This window comes from Lentilitoribacter sp. JB5-8, from assembly GCF_055693385.1.
Map to the genome: position 1 here is coordinate 3,548,160 of NZ_CM146332.1, position 15,543 is coordinate 3,563,702.

The following is a 15,543-nucleotide window of genomic DNA, read 5'->3' on the forward strand; positions in this document are numbered from 1 at the left end:
AGCGAGGAAGAAAAATGACAAAAGTAAAAACCACTCACGTTGGCTCATTGCCACGCACCCAAGACGTTGTAGATTTCATCTTCGCAAGAGAACATGAAAAACCTTTTGACCAGGCAGAATTTGATGCCTGCATGACAGCCGCTTGCTCTGAAACGGTGCGCCGTCAGGTCGAAGCAGGTGTCGATATTGTCTCTGATGGCGAGACATCAAAAATCTCATACGCGACTTATGTCAAAGATCGCTACACAGGATTTTCTGGAGACAGCGACCGTAATGCACCGGGTGATCTAAAGCTCTTTCCTGGCTTCTTAAAACGTCTTGCAGATGATGGTGGCACACCACAATATGCCCGCCCAAAATGCACTGGAGAAGTTAAATCCAAAGGGCAAGGTGAGCTGCAAAAAGACATCAGCAATCTAAAAAACGCAATGGCTGAGCACGGAGCTGAACGCGGGTTCATGAACGCAGCATCTCCGGGTGTGATCTCACTCTTTTTGCAAAATGAATATTACAAAGATCGCGCCGCATATTTGGAAGCTTTGGCCGATGCAATGAAAGCTGAATACGAAACAATCGTTGGTGCTGGTCTTGATCTACAGCTTGATTGTCCCGACCTGGCCTTGTCTCGTCACATGCTGTTTGCAGATTTATCCGACGAGGAATTTATCAAAATCGCCGATATGCATGTGGAAGCGCTCAATTATGCTTTGCGTGATGTACCGCAAGAAAATGTCCGCCTCCATATTTGTTGGGGTAATTATGAAGGCCCACATGTTTGCGATATCGATATGGAAAAAGTTTTCCCAACATTGATGAAGACGAAAGCGCGCTATGTCTTGTTTGAAACATCAAATCCTCGCCATGCACATGAATGGACGGTATTCCGCGACCGTAAATCTGAAATCCCTGAGGACAAAGTGCTTGTACCAGGCGTACTTGATACAACGACCAACTTTGTTGAACACCCAGAACTTGTCGCGCAACGCGTTGAAAGATTTGTAAACATTGTGGGTGCAGATCGTGTGATTGCCGGATCTGATTGTGGGTTTGGAACCTTCGCAGGCTTTGGCACGGTTGATCCAGACATTGCTTATGCAAAGCTTAAATCAATGTCCGACGGTGTAAAACTTTTGGACGCTTAGTTTGAGCTAAACACGATGAAAACCATTGTTATGTTGCCTGGAATGATGTGCGATGAAAGGCTCTTTGCGCCGCAAATTGCACATATTAAAGAGCACTACCATGTTAAAACCATGTCGATCCATGAACATGCAAACATGGCCGATTTAGCAAGGAATGTGCTTTCGCAGTCTCCTGATGAATTTGCACTTTTAGGGCTTTCTATGGGCGGCATCCTGGCGATGGAAATCATGGACCAAGCGCCGCAACGTATCACCCATCTTGCCTTATTGGACACAAATCCCCGGGCAGAACTGGATGTTGTTAAACAACGTCGTGGTCCGCAAATAGAGCGGGTGAAAAACGGTGGATTATCGCAAATTATGCGCGATGAGATGAAGCCCAACTACCTTGTTGATAGTCCCAACAAACTAGACATCTTAAACTTATGCATGGTGATGGCAGAAGATTTGGGAGATCAGGTTTTTATCAACCAATCCATCGCCCTGCGCGATCGCCCAGACTATCAAAACGTACTAAAAGGCATTGATGTCCCAACGCTCATCATGTGCGGGCGCGAAGATGTTTTATGTCCCATCGAACGTCATGAATTAATGCACGAACTTATCAGCGGATCGGAGCTGCATATTGTTGATAATGCTGGACATCTCCCAACTTTAGAACAACCCGAAATAGTCAATAAAGCCCTTGATAAATGGCTTGCGAAAAACCGATAAAAAATGAAATGAGATAAAGATGACACCTGAACTTTTCAAACTGCTTAAATCTGTTGATACGCCAACAGTTTGCAATGCAATTGAGGTTGCGCAGGGGAAACGCGGCTTCAGTGATTTCACACGCGGGACTATGTTATCATCAAATGCGACAGCAGGCGCAATTGTCGGCTATGCGCGCACCGCACAAATTGCGGCTCTAGCTCCGCCTGAAGAACCCAAAGATGTCATCCGCGCGCGCCGCATGGCGTATTACAAACACATGTCCACACCGAATGGTGCTGAATTTGAAATTCCAACCATAGCCGTTGTTGAAGATTTAGATTATCCAAACGCAATTGGTGCCTATTGGGGTGAAGTGAACACCAATATTCACAAAGCCTTTGGGATGGCAGGTGCATTAACAAACGGTGTCATGCGCGATCTCGATGACTTAGCCGATGACTTTACCGTCATAGCTGGTTCTATTGGTCCAAGCCATGGATTTGTGCATGTCAAAACCATCGCAGAACCTGTCGAGATTTTCTCGATGAAAGTTCATGACAACGATCTCATTCATGCAGATCGGCATGGCGCAGTTGTGATCCCAAATGAAGTGATTGATACGCTGCAAGCTGCGATCAACAAACTGCTCGAGACAGAAAACATCGTTCTAGAACCAACACGCGGCAAACGCATTACCTACCAAGAGTTTGAAGACATCTGGCAAAAATTTGAAGCTTCAAGGACGTAATATATTGCTTACCTTAAACTTTCCAACATTTGCCGAATAGCATCGCCAATATTTTCTTTTTGACGCAATAAAGATCCACCAATGAGATAAACGCTATCTTCGCCATAAGTAGCGTATAATTCATCAAGGCGATCAAGTGTCATGCCGCCGCCGGGACTTGGCAGGATTGGTTTACCAATCCCATCTGATGCGCGACAACGATCAATGATGTGTCGGCACTGAGTTTTGGTAAAACCAAAGCGACCACCATAATTGGGAAACACACTGATATCGGCGCCTGATAGCCGCATGAGATCGCCAAACAAACTGCCGTGACTAAAACCTGTATCATCAGACAAAACATAAGGGCCTAAAAATGAAGGATGCGCCATGATCGGCAGTCCAAAACTCTCGTTTCGAGCAAGGCGTTGGATCGCATCAAAACCAAACAATCCGGGAATTAGAAGTATGCCACCTGCCCCATGTTCCTTGGCATAAAATGCAAGCTCTTCAACCTCATCACCATGACCACCAATGTTTGCTAAATATATTGCTTGCCCGGGTTTACCCATCGCTCGGCGTTCTGCATTTGCTTTCGCAACGGCTTCCGCACATTCCGGAATACGTGATTTGAACAAAGAATTTTTCTGATTTGATAGCCCATGATCCTCTTTGACGATATCCGCGCCAGCGACAGCCGTCTTATAACATAAATCTGACAATTCTTGCGTTGTAGACCCTTGCGGCTTTATCACCGGACACACAAATCCACCGGTGTCTTTTCCAATAAGTGTTCGCACACCTTTTGTCCCAAATCGAGCACCGGGGAAGAGATCTCGCACATCAGAATTAAAATTAAAACCGATAACCTTCACGCCCTTGAGGATAGACGCATTGCCAAAAATCACATTAAATAATTGAGGTAATTCAGTTCCAACAGCATCGATATGATAACTAATTTCGCCAAGATATGTTTGCTCGGTTTCCTTGGCAACCGAAACAACCTGACCCAGCACCACATCTTCTATATAACCATTTGGTACAACATCACGCGGTATTTCAACCGTATTTTCCAGCGCAATCGCACCAGCAAAACTTTCAGCTTCTGAGAGAGAAGTTGCAAATAGCCGATAGATAACACTAAATCTATCCACCGTTATAGCCCTTCTGCTTTCACAGTTGAATGGACAGCCTCAACGCGAGCACCGGTTAAATCTTCCTCTGAAATATTTAGAACTTGCCCTGTCAATCGTTCAACACCTTCCACAAGTGCGATCGCATCTAGACCATAATAATTCATAAGGTAAGGACGCGATCCCCCATGGGCATAAGTGTCTTTTAGACCTAGTCGTACAAGTTTTTTACCCACACCATGATCAGCAATAATTTCAGCTAATAACGAACCAATACCACCTTCAGTCACATGGTTTTCAAGCGTAATAACTCCACCTTTGACCGAATGGATATGATCAAGCATCGCTTCTTCATCAAATGGTTTGATTGTATTCAAATGCAGGTGTCGAATTGAAATACCTGCCCCTTCAAGTGCTGATTTTGCGCGCAATGCTTCTTCGGTCGTAATACCAGATGTGACAATCAATATATCTTCACCCAAAGACAATTCACGCATTTTACCAACTTCAATGGGCGTATCAAATAGTCGCGGAACGTTTCCGCGCAACACACGACAATAAACCGGACCATCAATACTATCTGCAGCCTCGCAAATGCTTTCAACTTCTGTCGCATCGCCAGTTTCCAAAATCGTCATATTAGGGATCGACCGCATGACCGAAATATCTTCTATCGCCTGATGTGTCATTCCGCCCGGAGTGGTAATACCAGGAAGAAAGCCCATAAGACGAACTTTGCGGCGCGGATAAGCAATCGACGCCATTAATTGATCATATGGCCGTCGATATAAAAACACCCCAAAAGTATGTAAAAATGGACGATAGCCAGCAAGACCGAGCCCACCAGCAAATGAGAGCATATTTTGCTCAGCCATTCCTAAGGATAAAAACTGATCAGGATGCTTATCTCTAAACTTATCAATTTCACATGATGAGGTTAAATCTGCCGACAGGCACAAGACGTCCGGATTTTCCAACGCATATTTTTCAAACGCCCGTTCGTAAGGGCGAGCTACCATTTCAACCATTTCACTCTCCCTAGTGCTTTTGATATTCAATAGGTTCGATACCTAAAGATCTGGCAATATCTTTATTCATTTCAGCCCGCTCACGTTCAGATTTAAACCGAACATAATGCAATCTTGGAAAGCGCAATTGCAAGGAAGGCATGCCTCTGAAAGGGCTTGAATTAGCAAGAATTATAAGCGGCTTACCTCTGTGAGAGGTTTTAGCTGCCGCGCGCATTTCATCTAAATTATGCCCATCGACTTTCACGACTTTGGCACCGAAGTTTTCCATCTTTTGTGCAAGATCACCAACTTCCATGACAGAATTCATCGCACCATCACATTGTTGGCGATTAACGTCCATGATGGCTTTCACATTATCAATTTTATGATGTGCACAGGCTTGGATGGCTTCCCAAGTTTGCCCTTCCTGAACCTCACCGTCGGACATGTAAACCCACACGTTTCCCTTTTCTCCGCGGCGTTTGCGCCCCCATGCAAGCCCTGCAGCGGTTGAAAGGCCAATACCAAGTGTACCATTATGCACTTCCATCCCGGGCGAATGTTCAGCACCGATCATCTCAACGGATGAGCCGTCCTTGTTGAACATTTCAAGTCCCTCAGGCGCCATTCTTCCAACTTCTATTAGAGTCGCATAAGCAACGAGCGCATAATGCGCAGGTGCGATAAATAGGCGATCATAGTCGGGTTCAGCTGGGCCATTATAACCCGCCCCTGTGTGATATTCTTTATTCTCAGCAGACGGCACACCACCAAATGGTTTGGGGATCATCGGCAATGTTGGCTCACCAAGATTAAGCTCTTCGTTATAGAGCCAAGCTAATTGTTCTGCAGCAGAGCACGCTTGCGATAAATATCCGCCATTATTGCGCATTGAATGCTCAAAAACACGTCGACGAATGCCAAATGCAACGTCTTCAGTAGATTTTCTGTTTTGCATTATTTTTCCAGTTTTTAATTTGGTTTCAATGAGTTAATTATCAAAAACCACGCCCATTCTAAGTATGAAACAGCCAAATGGTCTCGCCTCTGAAGTTGCGATAACGCCATAGGCAGATTTAGCTTGCTCATAAAAACTTTGTCGCTCTATTGAGCCCAATTGTGCGTCTTCCGGTTTGTTAGCGCGCAATATTTCAAAGACCTCTTCATGGACATCGTTTAATTGCTCAGGTGCACCATCAACTTGCATGCGCAACGCTGCGTAATCACTAAAACCATCGAGCGGCATTAAATTTGTTATCAAATCAGCGGCAGCCGGAGCTGAAAAACCCGGCAATCTGATCGGTTCTTTAATCTTGCAATTATCGGCGGTAGACGTGCTTGGAAAATTCGTATCTGCAATTACAAGTTCATCCCCATGTCCCATCTCCATAAGACAGTTCATCAATTGCGGTGTTACATGTGGGTGAATATTTTTAAGCATCTATTCATCTTTAAATTATCAAATATGAAAAGGAGCCGACACAAAGGCGGCTCCTTAAGTGTTATAAGTTTAGCGCGCCGGAAGCGGCATCCAACCTGTCATAGCAACATCTGCATGCGCAAATTGCGGCATGTTCGCAGAGAGATCTTCCATGTTTTTGATGTCTTTATCATTCAGGAATTGTTGCGTAATCAGTGTCGGCGGTACAACAACTTGGGCGCCAGGATTTCCACCAGTAAGCATGATCGCAAGCGATCTCACTGACACTTCACCAACCACCGCGGGATTAGTCGCGACAGTTGCTTTCCATGCACTGCCAGCTTCACGCATTGCAGAAATATCAGCTGTTGAAACGTCTGCCGAGTAAATGCTGACATCACTTGAAAGACCAGCTTCATCCACTGCGATTTTTACACCTTTTGCAAATTCATCATAAGGCGCAAAGAAAACCGAGATCGTTTGGTTAGCTTGCAAAACAGAACGTGCCTGGTTCGCATTTGAGTTGGCAATCGGGTTATCCAATGTGCCCATTTGCGCAACTTCTTTAATACCCGGATTAGCAGCTTTAACTTCCTCCCAAGCAACATGACGACGGTCAAGTGGTGCGATACCCGGCACATAAACATAGCCCGCATCCCATGTGTCACCATTGTCTTTAATCGCTTGTTCAAGCGCTAACTTACCTAGAAGATAATCGGACTGTTCAATCTGCGGGATGGCTTCATTTTCAACATTGACGTCAAAAGCAACAACCTTGATACCCGCATCAACGGCACGTTGAGCGGCCTCTTTCATGGATTCAGTCAAACCGTGTTGAATGATAATTCCATTAACACCCAATGCGATAGCTTGATCGACCATGTCAGCTTGAAGTGCGGCGTCTTGACGGCTGTCGAACACTCTTAAATCAACGCCAAGCGCCTCAGCTTGTTTTTCCACCCCGGAGAGATAGGCTTGGAAAAAGTCACCTGTTGAAAGATATCGTACCAAAGCAATTTTTACATCACCTGGATTATCCAACGGCGCTGGCATCGATTCAGCAAAGCTTGATCCGACAAAAGAGGCTGACGCGGTAATGCCCGCAATGAGTCCTAATGCTAGTCTACGTGTAATTTTCATGCGTAGTTCCTCCCTGTGCATGGTCTTTAGTGGCTTCCGGAACGTTTTGCCGAAAGCGAGAATGTGAAAACAAGCGCGACAACCAAGACAGCGCCCTTCACGAAATCCTGAGTGTAATAAGGTGCATTCATCATCGTTAATCCTTGCAACAAAATCCCAACAAACAATGCACCGATTGCTGTTCCAAACGCATTTGGTTTAGCAGCTCCTAAAACGGCAAAACCGATCAATGCAGCAGCAACAGCATCAAGTAATAAATTGGTGCCAGAAGCGATATCTCCGCGACCAAGGCGTGCGGCAAGTAGCAATCCACCCACGGATGCCAACATTCCAGAAATCATATAAGCCGCGACTTTGTATTTATTCACATCGGTTCCCGTAAGAGCCGCTGCACGTTCATTTGAACCAATGGCATACATTAAGCGGCCATGACGGGTCAGTTCCAAAACAATCCAAACCAAAATGCCGATCACAATCAAAAATACGACTGAAATTGGAATGAGATTTTCAAGAAAAAAATCAAACCTATGCCGCCCCATGGCGAGAAAAATTGGTGAAAATGTTCCGTCAGCAGTCTCGCCACTTGGCAATGTCATACCCGTTGAAATGGACCGACCTTCAGTTGGAATACGCTGCAAGCCAACCAGCAGAAACATCATGCCCAACGTGGCAAGAAGATCAGGTACTTTGAACCTAACAATCAAAATGCCGTTTACCAGTCCAATCACAGCGCCCATGATGAGACAAGCGATGATGGCGACCGCAGCATTCTGCTCCATAACCACCATCACATAGGCCGATAGCATCATAGATGAGGTCGCAACTGAGCCGATTGATAAATCAAAACCACCCACAACCAAAGTAAAGGTAACACCCAGCGCCAAGATCCCTGTGAAGGCCACCGATTGGAAAATAAAAACAGCCGATCTTGGTCCCGCAAACCCGGGGGCAAATGCGGAGAAAAACACAATAAGTCCCAACAACAACGCTAAGAACCCATATCGGATCGCAGCATCAATCATTGAAAAGCCCGATGGCGCAGCAGAACTCACCACAGCTTCGTTTTCTTTTTTATGTTCAACGTCGGCTTTCATTTATGCACTTTCACTTAAAACAGATTGGCTGCCCGTGACGGCTGCCAGAATTTGATTGATGTCGACATTTTCGTTTTTAAAATCAGCAACGATGGACGCATCGTGCATAACCACAATGCGATCGGCGATCTCCAAAGCCTCATCCAATTCTGCAACAAAAACGATTGTTGCCCGATGCGTTGCTGTTTGCCGAACTTTACGCCCTATATCTCGACGCGATTTAATATCAACACCCTGAAAAGGTTCATCCAGCAAAAGCAGACGACAATCTTGCGCAAGCCATCTCGCAAGCATGACCTTTTGTTGATTGCCACCGGACAAAGTGTTGATCCCATCACCTTCAGATTGGCACACGATATCGAGCGCACTGATCGCCTCGCGTGATTGCTGGCGTTCCTTTCCACGTTGCAAGAAATGCATAATGGAAATGGACTTTAAAAATGGGACACTCATGTTACCGGCAATATCAAAATCGGCAATCACACTATTGCTTGCCCGGTCCTTGGAAGACATGAATACACCGGACTGAATAGCTTGTGATGGGCTTTGAGGCGCATAGCGTTCACCGCATAGTTTAACGTCGCCATCAAATGCCTGGAGCATCCCAAACAGAATTTGTGCAAGCGCTGTTTTACCGCTGCCGAGCAGGCCACTTATTGCTACCACTTCATTGGCACCCACACTTAAATCAAAAGGTTGGGATGCTTCCGTCAGCTTTAAAGCCTTGATCTCAACAATGTTGCCTTTGCTTGCTTGGACGTTGATATCAACATCGGTCATAGTGTGACCAAGCATTGCATTAACAGCGCCTTCATAATCTAGATTTTCACCCTCAAAGACGCCGGAAATTTCACCGTCGCGCATTGATACAATTGTATCGGCAATTCGGCGAATATCTGACATGCGGTGCGAGATATATAATATCGCTACACCACGCTCTTTTAGAGTTTCAATAAGCTGAAAAAGTCTGTCAGCTTCTGATGCTGACAATGAGGATGTGGGTTCATCCAAGATCATTAAAGAAGGTTCATGAGACATCGCACGTGCAATTGCGATCAATTGTCGATCCGCAACGCCGAGCTCAGAAACCGGCCGACGGACATCAATCTTAAGATCCATCTTATCAGCAATTTTTTGCGCTTCTTTAAACAAATGATCACGTTTGAGCATGAAGCCATACTGACTTTCAGCCAGACGATCGATCATCAAATTAGAAGCGACATCTAAGTCTGCAATCACACCATCATTGATGGATTGGTGTACTGTAACAACGCCACCCTTGATCGCCTCAGCAGGAGTTGTGGGGGTAAAAATATTTCCGTCAAGTTCAATCGATCCAGAATCACGTTGGTAAACTCCCGACAAGATTTTAACCAGCGTAGATTTCCCCGCACCATTTGCGCCCATCAGCACAGTGACCGTGCCTTTTTCAAGGTTCAGGCTCAATCGACGAAGCACCTGGTTTTCACCAAATGCTTTCGTAATATCTCTGATTTTGCACAATGTGTGAGCCATTATTGGCGTCCTCCTGATTTAATAACATCAGCAGACACGACAAATGTCAATAGTGATTGACAAATGCAATGTACGGTTCTTATTGTAGGTGAGACTGATGTCAAAAAGCTATCCAAAGCATCGGGCAGAACATTGGATCGGGAGGAAACTTTGACTGAGTATGAAGCGCTAACACCGGAATCCCTTGCGCAAAGGTTGGGTGGTTTAAATGCAATGGTTGAAAAAATCGGCGGCGATTTTGAGAGCTGGGACGTTCAGGAAGTTGGTGATGGCAACTTAAATTTGGTTTTTATTGTAAAGGGCACCCAAGGAACTGTGATTGTCAAACAAGCTCTGCCGTATGTACGCCTTGTTGGAGATTCATGGCCACTACCACTCAAACGTGCTTTCTTTGAATACCATGCGATGAGCCGACAAGCCGCGCATGATCCGGGTCGCGTACCACAAATCCTGTATTTTGATGAAACGCAAGCTTTAATCATCATGGAATTTTTAACCCCGCACATCATCCTGCGCCACCAAATGATGGCTGGTGATAAAGTTGACGAGCTGGGATCTGTGATTGGAAAATTTTGTGCGCGCACCGCATTTAGAAGCTCAGATCTATCCATGATCACTAAACAAAAAAAGGCCGATGTTGCTTTGTTCAGCGACAATGTTGAACTTTGCGACATTACTGAAAACCTTGTTTTTACTGATCCCTATTTTGACGCTGAGATGAACCAACATAACGCGCCAAGACTTGATGCTTACGTGCAAGAACTCCGCGCTGATGAAAGCTTAAAAGTTGAAGTTCAGCACATGAAAAGGGCTTTCAGCGCTAAAGCTGAGTGTTTGTGCCATGGTGATTTGCATGCTGGATCCATCATGGTCACGGGGCAGGAAGCAAAGGTCATTGATCCTGAATTTGCATTTTATGGTCCATTTGGATTCGATATTGGAATGCTAATCGGCAACTACCTGATGGCCTATCACTCAATGAGTTCGCACATCAAAGAACCGGCACAATGCGCATCTTATCAAGCATGGATACTTGATGTTATTCGCGACACATGGACCAGTTTCTGCGATGAATTTTCAAAACTTTGGCATTCAGAGCGCAATGGCATTTTATATCCAAGCAGTCTTTATGAAGATCAGGGGCATGACGCTGCAAGCGTTATGGCACTTGAGCAGCTACTGGATGAAATATTTGCAGATCTGTTGGGATTTGCAGGAATTGAAATGCATCGAAGAATTTTAGGTCTAGCACATGTAGCAGAGCTTGATTCAATTGAAGATTTAGACGAACGCGCAAAGAGCGAAACGAAAGCGTTGGCACTCGGCAGGATGCTCGTTTTAAACCGCAAATCTATTCCATGTATTGCTGAGGTCATCACTTTGGCAGCAAAATTTGAAAATGGAGATTTAACATGAAAGTCGGCGACAAACATTACCGCTCCATCTGGCTAGACACCTCAACCGATGAGGTCAATATCATCGATCAACGATGGCTACCTCATGAATTTCGTGTCGTTACGCTTAAGTCGTTAGATGATTTTGCTACGGCTATTCGTGATATGTGGGTGCGAGGCGCACCATTAATTGGCGCTACTGCTGCTTATGGTATTGCCGAGCTCATGCGCCAAGACCCTTCTGATAAAGCGCTTAACGAAGCTTATGATTTTCTGCATGCTACACGCCCAACTGCGATTAATTTGCGTTGGGCCCTTGATGCTATGAGCAGCACATTAAGCGCATTACCTGAAAATCAAAGACAGGAAGCCGCATTTAAAAAGGCGGCGGAGATTTGCGATGATGACGTGGAAACCAATCGTATGATTGGTGTGCATGGACTTGAGATCATCAAAAAAATTGCCGCTACCAAACAACCTGGAGAACCGGTCAATATACTCACCCACTGTAATGCAGGTTGGCTTGCAACAGTGGACTGGGGAACAGCCACTTCTCCGATGTATCATGCGATGGAAGCGGGTATAAACATCCATATTTGGGTCGATGAAACGCGCCCAAGAAACCAAGGTGCGCAACTCACATCATGGGAAATGGTGGGCAATGATATTCCGCACCATCTTATTGTCGATAATGCCGGTGGTCATTTAATGCAGCACGGCCAAGTGGATGCTGTGATCGTCGGCACCGATAGAACCACAGCCCATGGCGATGTCTGCAACAAGATCGGAACATATCTAAAAGCATTGGCAGCAAAGGACAACAATGTGCCATTTTATGTTGCCCTTCCCTCGTCCACCATCGATTGGACAATAGGTGATGGTTTAAAGGAAATTCCGATTGAAGAGCGCAATGGTCAAGAAGTGACCCACATCTATGGCAAGCTTGAAAACGGTGAAAATACCTTTGTTCAAATCTCTCCTGATGGCACCCCCGGTGGAAACCCGGCTTTTGATGTAACACCTGCGCATCTAGTCACTGGTTTAATCACGGAAAGAGGTGTCGCAGATGCGAGCAAAGAAGGTTTGCTTGCACTATTCCCAGAGCAAAAATCAGTCGCCTAAAGATAAAAGTTCACTCGCAAAATTTGCGCTTGTGACCAGATGTGTCACGTAGCCACCTTTCAGCGCCGCAAGCGTCGGGCGCACACGTTCCTTGCCTGTCGACACAAGTATGCCAACTTCAGGATTACGCATTTTCTCGGCAGATATTCCAAGTATGCGCCCATCTAGAGGACCAGATATTTCATAGCCATTTTTATCGATAAACCGACCGCATAAGACACCAACTGCCCCGCGATCAACATAAATTTGAAGTTCATCCCGCGTCGCAACCCCGCTAGAGACAACATGACTGTCGGACATGCAAGACCCAACAGCAAAGACGGTTTTATTAAAACTAGTAATCTCATCCAACTGATGCGCAATCAGCTCTTCTTCCTGCAAAAGTTTAGCAACTTCCTTGCTCGATAGTATCGCTGGTACATGCAGGTTAATGCAGCGTGCACTTAATTTTCTGGCAACTCGTGATGAACACACATCCGCTGAAAACCCATAAGGCGTTGCCATGGATCCAACCAATTGAAGGACGGTTAGATTATCAACAACTTTATGCTCTAAATGTTCGGCGACATCATAAATGGTTTTACCCCATGCAATGCCTAATCGATCGCCTGCATTTAACAAACTGGGGACCAAGCGCGCCGCGCCACGAGCCACACGCCATGCAGTACTTTCATCACTCACATCATCGGGCAAAACAATAACATCAGCGAGATCAAATTTGTTCTTCAAATCATGCGCTAGCTGGTGTGAGGCAAAAACTTTTGGAGAAAGACTAATCTGCACATAAGAGCGTTCCCGCGCCTCTTGCAAATAATTGACAACGGTTGCACGTGACACTGACAGCCTTTGCGCAATCTCATTTTGGTTCAGGCCCTCTTCATAATAGAGCCAGGCAGCTTCAACAATTACATCTTCGCTACTATGCTGGTCTAGATTTCGCTTTACTGCCATACAGGATACTCCTTATAAACATTTGACAACAGCCTCTGACTATTGTCAAATTAAATTGCAAAGGAGTACGAAATGCGTAAAAATAATTGGAATGAAAACGATGCGAATACTTGGGCTCAAAAAGCAGGCACCCAAGAAGCAGATGTCCAATTAGCCTTACGCGTTTATACATCCAGATTAATTGGCAATGACCCAGACCTCGTCATGCACGGGGGCGGTAATACATCAGTTAAAGTAAAGCGCAAAGATATTTTTGGCAATGATATTGATGTGTTGCATGTCAAGGGTTCTGGCTGGGATCTAGACACCATTGAAGCTGCAGGTTTGCCCGGTGTTAAAATGGAGCCACTACACGCTCTGCGAACGCTTAATGAACTCTCTGACGAAGATATGGTCAATATTCAAAGAGCAAATCTCATTGACACAACGTCACCTAATCCGTCGGTCGAGACTCTGCTACATGCTTATCTTCCCCACCGATTTGTTGATCATACACACGCAACAGCATTTCTCGCGCTCGCAAACCTGCCTGATGCACAGGCCATCATGCAAGAGATTTTTGTCGATAGCATAATAGCGATCCCCTACATCATGCCAGGTTTTGAACTAGCGAAGAAAGCAGCGGATATCTTTGATGCAAATCCCGATTGCGAAGGTATGTTGCTGTTAAATCATGGCCACTTCACGTTTGGCGACACAGCAAAAGAAAGCTATGATCGCATAATTAGCCACACCAACAAAGTCGAAGAATGGTTCAAGGCCAAAACATCCGGACGCACCTTTGCTACATCAGTTTATCAAAACAGGTCAGTCAAACCATCCGCTCCTATACCAGCATTTTTAAACAAACTGCGCGGTGAAATTGATCGCGTTAGAACAGAACATCACAATGGATCTGCAAAATCATCGGTGTTTGATATTCGATCAAGTGATCAAATAAATGAGTTCCTCGCGCGATCTGATTTAGAAGACTTACGCAGTCGTGGTGTTGGTTCACCCGACCATGTCATCAGAACAAAAGGAAAAATGCTCTATTTCAGCCAGAGTGATGTCAATTCGGATCAAGACGTTATTGGTGAAAAAATCAAGGCTTATGTTGCAGATTATAAGCAAATTTTCCAAACTCAAAACAAACGCGTGGGTGGCCATAAAGTTATGATTGAACCCCATCCGGTAATTGTTTGGGTGGAAGGATTAGGCATTATTGGGATTGGTAAGGATGCGAAAACAGCATCTGCTCATGCTGATATAGCTGAGCAAACTGTTGAGGTTATCACTTTAGGTGAAGCTACCGGAGGTTATTTTCCCATTGGAACCGATGACAATTTTGATATGGAATATTGGTCGCTTGAACAGGCAAAACTTTCCAAATCAAGTTCAAAAGCATTTACCGGGCAAGTTGTTGCGATTACCGGTGGCGCAGGTGCCATCGGTTCAGCGATCGCAAAAGCGTTTGCAAGTGAAGGTGCAAGCATCGCCTTGATCGACAAAGATATAGATGCATGTACAAAAAAAGCAGCTGAAATTAGCCCTTATACATGTGCAGTTGAAGCAGACCTTAGCCTGCCTGATGCAGCAGAAAAAGCGATAGATGCTGTAACATCACGTTTCGGGGGCCTTGATATTTTAGTTTCCAATGCAGGCTATGCCTTGCAAGGTGAAATTACAGATTTGTCAGATGAGCAAATGCGCCAATCCTTTGAGGTCAACTTCTTTGCTCATATGGCCATGGCGAAAGCCTGCGCTAAAGTGTTTGAACGACAAAACAGACCTGGCCAAATGCTGTTCAATGCCTCCAAACAAGCTGTTAATCCCGGAAAAGGTTTCGGTGCCTATGGCTTACCCAAAGCAACGACATTCTTCCTTATAAAGCAGCTTGCTTTGGAACTGGGCGCAACAGGTACCCGTGTGAACGGCATTAATGCAGACCGTATCAGATCAGGCTTGCTAACTGATGATTTCATTTCTTCCCGCGCAGAAGCGAGACAAGTATCCGAGCATGATTATATGGCTGGGAACCTCCTTAAACAGGAAGTTGAAGCGCATCATGTTGCAGACGCATTTGTTGCCCTTGCCAAATCTGAAAGAACGACTGCACATATCATGACGGTTGATGGCGGTAATATCGAAGCTTCGCTGAGATAGCGCATTCTCATCACGGTATTTTTAACGGCGGATTAGTTGACGTATTAACCCGAT

14 protein-coding genes are annotated in these 15,543 nt (G+C 45.3%); 6 read left to right on the forward strand and 8 right to left on the reverse strand.

Annotated features, from left to right (window positions below; genetic code table 11):
- Positions 1 to 14: 14 nt before the first annotated feature.
- From ACZ1GZ_RS17210 to ACZ1GZ_RS17220, 3 genes are read left to right on the forward strand one after another with little or no spacing between them, the layout of a single operon-like run.
- The gene (locus tag ACZ1GZ_RS17210; RefSeq protein WP_472666095.1) at positions 15 to 1,142 is read left to right on the forward strand and encodes a cobalamin-independent methionine synthase II family protein; all 1,128 of its coding nucleotides are present in this window, start codon (positions 15 to 17) and stop codon (positions 1,140 to 1,142) included.
- A 15-nt stretch (positions 1,143 to 1,157) separates the two neighbouring features.
- On the forward strand, positions 1,158 to 1,856 hold the full coding sequence (locus ACZ1GZ_RS17215) for an alpha/beta fold hydrolase (RefSeq protein ID WP_472666096.1): 699 nt from the start codon (positions 1,158 to 1,160) through the stop codon (positions 1,854 to 1,856).
- Positions 1,857 to 1,875: 19 nt separating this feature from the next.
- Entirely contained in the window at positions 1,876 to 2,586 is a 711-nt protein-coding gene (locus ACZ1GZ_RS17220) for an RraA family protein (RefSeq protein ID WP_472666097.1), read from the forward strand.
- 8 nt (positions 2,587 to 2,594) lie between these two features.
- On the opposite strand, the gene ACZ1GZ_RS17225 is transcribed toward ACZ1GZ_RS17220, so the two are convergent.
- The 7 genes from ACZ1GZ_RS17225 to ACZ1GZ_RS17255 form a co-directional block, all read right to left on the reverse strand.
- Positions 2,595 to 3,719 (reverse strand): RuBisCO large subunit C-terminal-like domain-containing protein, encoded by a 1,125-nt coding sequence (locus ACZ1GZ_RS17225; protein WP_472666098.1) that lies wholly within the window; start codon positions 3,717 to 3,719, stop codon positions 2,595 to 2,597.
- Positions 3,720 to 3,721: 2 nt separating this feature from the next.
- Positions 3,722 to 4,726, reverse strand: a complete 1,005-nt coding sequence (locus ACZ1GZ_RS17230) for a transketolase family protein (protein ID WP_472666099.1) — start codon at positions 4,724 to 4,726, stop codon at positions 3,722 to 3,724.
- Positions 4,727 to 4,736: 10 nt separating this feature from the next.
- Positions 4,737 to 5,666 (reverse strand): transketolase, encoded by a 930-nt coding sequence (locus tag ACZ1GZ_RS17235; RefSeq protein ID WP_472666100.1) that lies wholly within the window; start codon positions 5,664 to 5,666, stop codon positions 4,737 to 4,739.
- A 33-nt stretch (positions 5,667 to 5,699) separates the two neighbouring features.
- The gene (locus tag ACZ1GZ_RS17240; RefSeq protein ID WP_472666101.1) at positions 5,700 to 6,149 is read right to left on the reverse strand and encodes an RbsD/FucU family protein; all 450 of its coding nucleotides are present in this window, start codon (positions 6,147 to 6,149) and stop codon (positions 5,700 to 5,702) included.
- Positions 6,150 to 6,218: 69 nt separating this feature from the next.
- A complete protein-coding gene (locus ACZ1GZ_RS17245; protein WP_472666102.1) occupies positions 6,219 to 7,268 on the reverse strand; it encodes a substrate-binding domain-containing protein in 1,050 nt (349 codons plus the stop codon).
- A 26-nt stretch (positions 7,269 to 7,294) separates the two neighbouring features.
- Positions 7,295 to 8,290 (reverse strand): ABC transporter permease, encoded by a 996-nt coding sequence (locus tag ACZ1GZ_RS17250; protein ID WP_472668346.1) that lies wholly within the window; start codon positions 8,288 to 8,290, stop codon positions 7,295 to 7,297.
- Between the two features lie 72 nt (positions 8,291 to 8,362).
- Positions 8,363 to 9,877: a sugar ABC transporter ATP-binding protein gene (locus tag ACZ1GZ_RS17255; protein WP_472666103.1), complete on the reverse strand. Its 1,515-nt coding sequence runs from the start codon at positions 9,875 to 9,877 to the stop codon at positions 8,363 to 8,365.
- Positions 9,878 to 10,027: 150 nt separating this feature from the next.
- Here ACZ1GZ_RS17255 and mtnK point away from each other — a divergent pair, with 150 nt between their 5' ends.
- Together mtnK and mtnA are read left to right on the forward strand one after the other, a co-directional pair.
- The gene (mtnK, locus tag ACZ1GZ_RS17260; RefSeq protein WP_472666104.1) at positions 10,028 to 11,293 is read left to right on the forward strand and encodes an S-methyl-5-thioribose kinase; all 1,266 of its coding nucleotides are present in this window, start codon (positions 10,028 to 10,030) and stop codon (positions 11,291 to 11,293) included.
- The gene (mtnA, locus tag ACZ1GZ_RS17265) at positions 11,290 to 12,393 is read left to right on the forward strand and encodes an S-methyl-5-thioribose-1-phosphate isomerase (protein WP_472666105.1); all 1,104 of its coding nucleotides are present in this window, start codon (positions 11,290 to 11,292) and stop codon (positions 12,391 to 12,393) included. Before mtnK ends, mtnA begins: the two co-directional genes overlap by 4 nt.
- On the opposite strand, the gene ACZ1GZ_RS17270 is transcribed toward mtnA, so the two are convergent.
- Positions 12,382 to 13,344: a sugar-binding transcriptional regulator gene (locus ACZ1GZ_RS17270; protein WP_472666106.1), complete on the reverse strand. Its 963-nt coding sequence runs from the start codon at positions 13,342 to 13,344 to the stop codon at positions 12,382 to 12,384. The genes mtnA and ACZ1GZ_RS17270 overlap by 12 nt on opposite strands.
- Positions 13,345 to 13,416: 72 nt before the next feature.
- On the opposite strand from ACZ1GZ_RS17270, the gene ACZ1GZ_RS17275 reads away from it, so the two are divergent.
- Positions 13,417 to 15,489, forward strand: a complete 2,073-nt coding sequence (locus tag ACZ1GZ_RS17275; RefSeq protein ID WP_472666107.1) for a bifunctional aldolase/short-chain dehydrogenase — start codon at positions 13,417 to 13,419, stop codon at positions 15,487 to 15,489.
- Positions 15,490 to 15,543 lie beyond the last annotated feature (54 nt).

Excerpts from the sequence above, each read along its gene's own strand:
- ACZ1GZ_RS17230 (WP_472666099.1), bottom strand. The coding sequence starts at position 4,726 with ATGGTTGAAATGGTAGCTCGCCCTTACGAACGGGCGTTTGAAAAATAT.
- ACZ1GZ_RS17220 (WP_472666097.1), top strand. The coding sequence starts at position 1,876 with ATGACACCTGAACTTTTCAAACTGCTTAAATCTGTTGATACGCCAACA.
- ACZ1GZ_RS17235 (WP_472666100.1), bottom strand. The coding sequence starts at position 5,666 with ATGCAAAACAGAAAATCTACTGAAGACGTTGCATTTGGCATTCGTCGA.
- ACZ1GZ_RS17210 (WP_472666095.1), top strand. The coding sequence starts at position 15 with ATGACAAAAGTAAAAACCACTCACGTTGGCTCATTGCCACGCACCCAA.
- ACZ1GZ_RS17255 (WP_472666103.1), bottom strand. The coding sequence starts at position 9,877 with ATGGCTCACACATTGTGCAAAATCAGAGATATTACGAAAGCATTTGGT.
- ACZ1GZ_RS17250 (WP_472668346.1), bottom strand. The coding sequence starts at position 8,290 with ATGATTGATGCTGCGATCCGATATGGGTTCTTAGCGTTGTTGTTGGGA.
- ACZ1GZ_RS17215 (WP_472666096.1), top strand. The coding sequence starts at position 1,158 with ATGAAAACCATTGTTATGTTGCCTGGAATGATGTGCGATGAAAGGCTC.
- mtnA (WP_472666105.1), top strand. The coding sequence starts at position 11,290 with ATGAAAGTCGGCGACAAACATTACCGCTCCATCTGGCTAGACACCTCA.
- ACZ1GZ_RS17270 (WP_472666106.1), bottom strand. The coding sequence starts at position 13,344 with ATGGCAGTAAAGCGAAATCTAGACCAGCATAGTAGCGAAGATGTAATT.
- ACZ1GZ_RS17245 (WP_472666102.1), bottom strand. The coding sequence starts at position 7,268 with ATGAAAATTACACGTAGACTAGCATTAGGACTCATTGCGGGCATTACC.
- ACZ1GZ_RS17275 (WP_472666107.1), top strand. The coding sequence starts at position 13,417 with ATGCGTAAAAATAATTGGAATGAAAACGATGCGAATACTTGGGCTCAA.
- ACZ1GZ_RS17240 (WP_472666101.1), bottom strand. The coding sequence starts at position 6,149 with ATGCTTAAAAATATTCACCCACATGTAACACCGCAATTGATGAACTGT.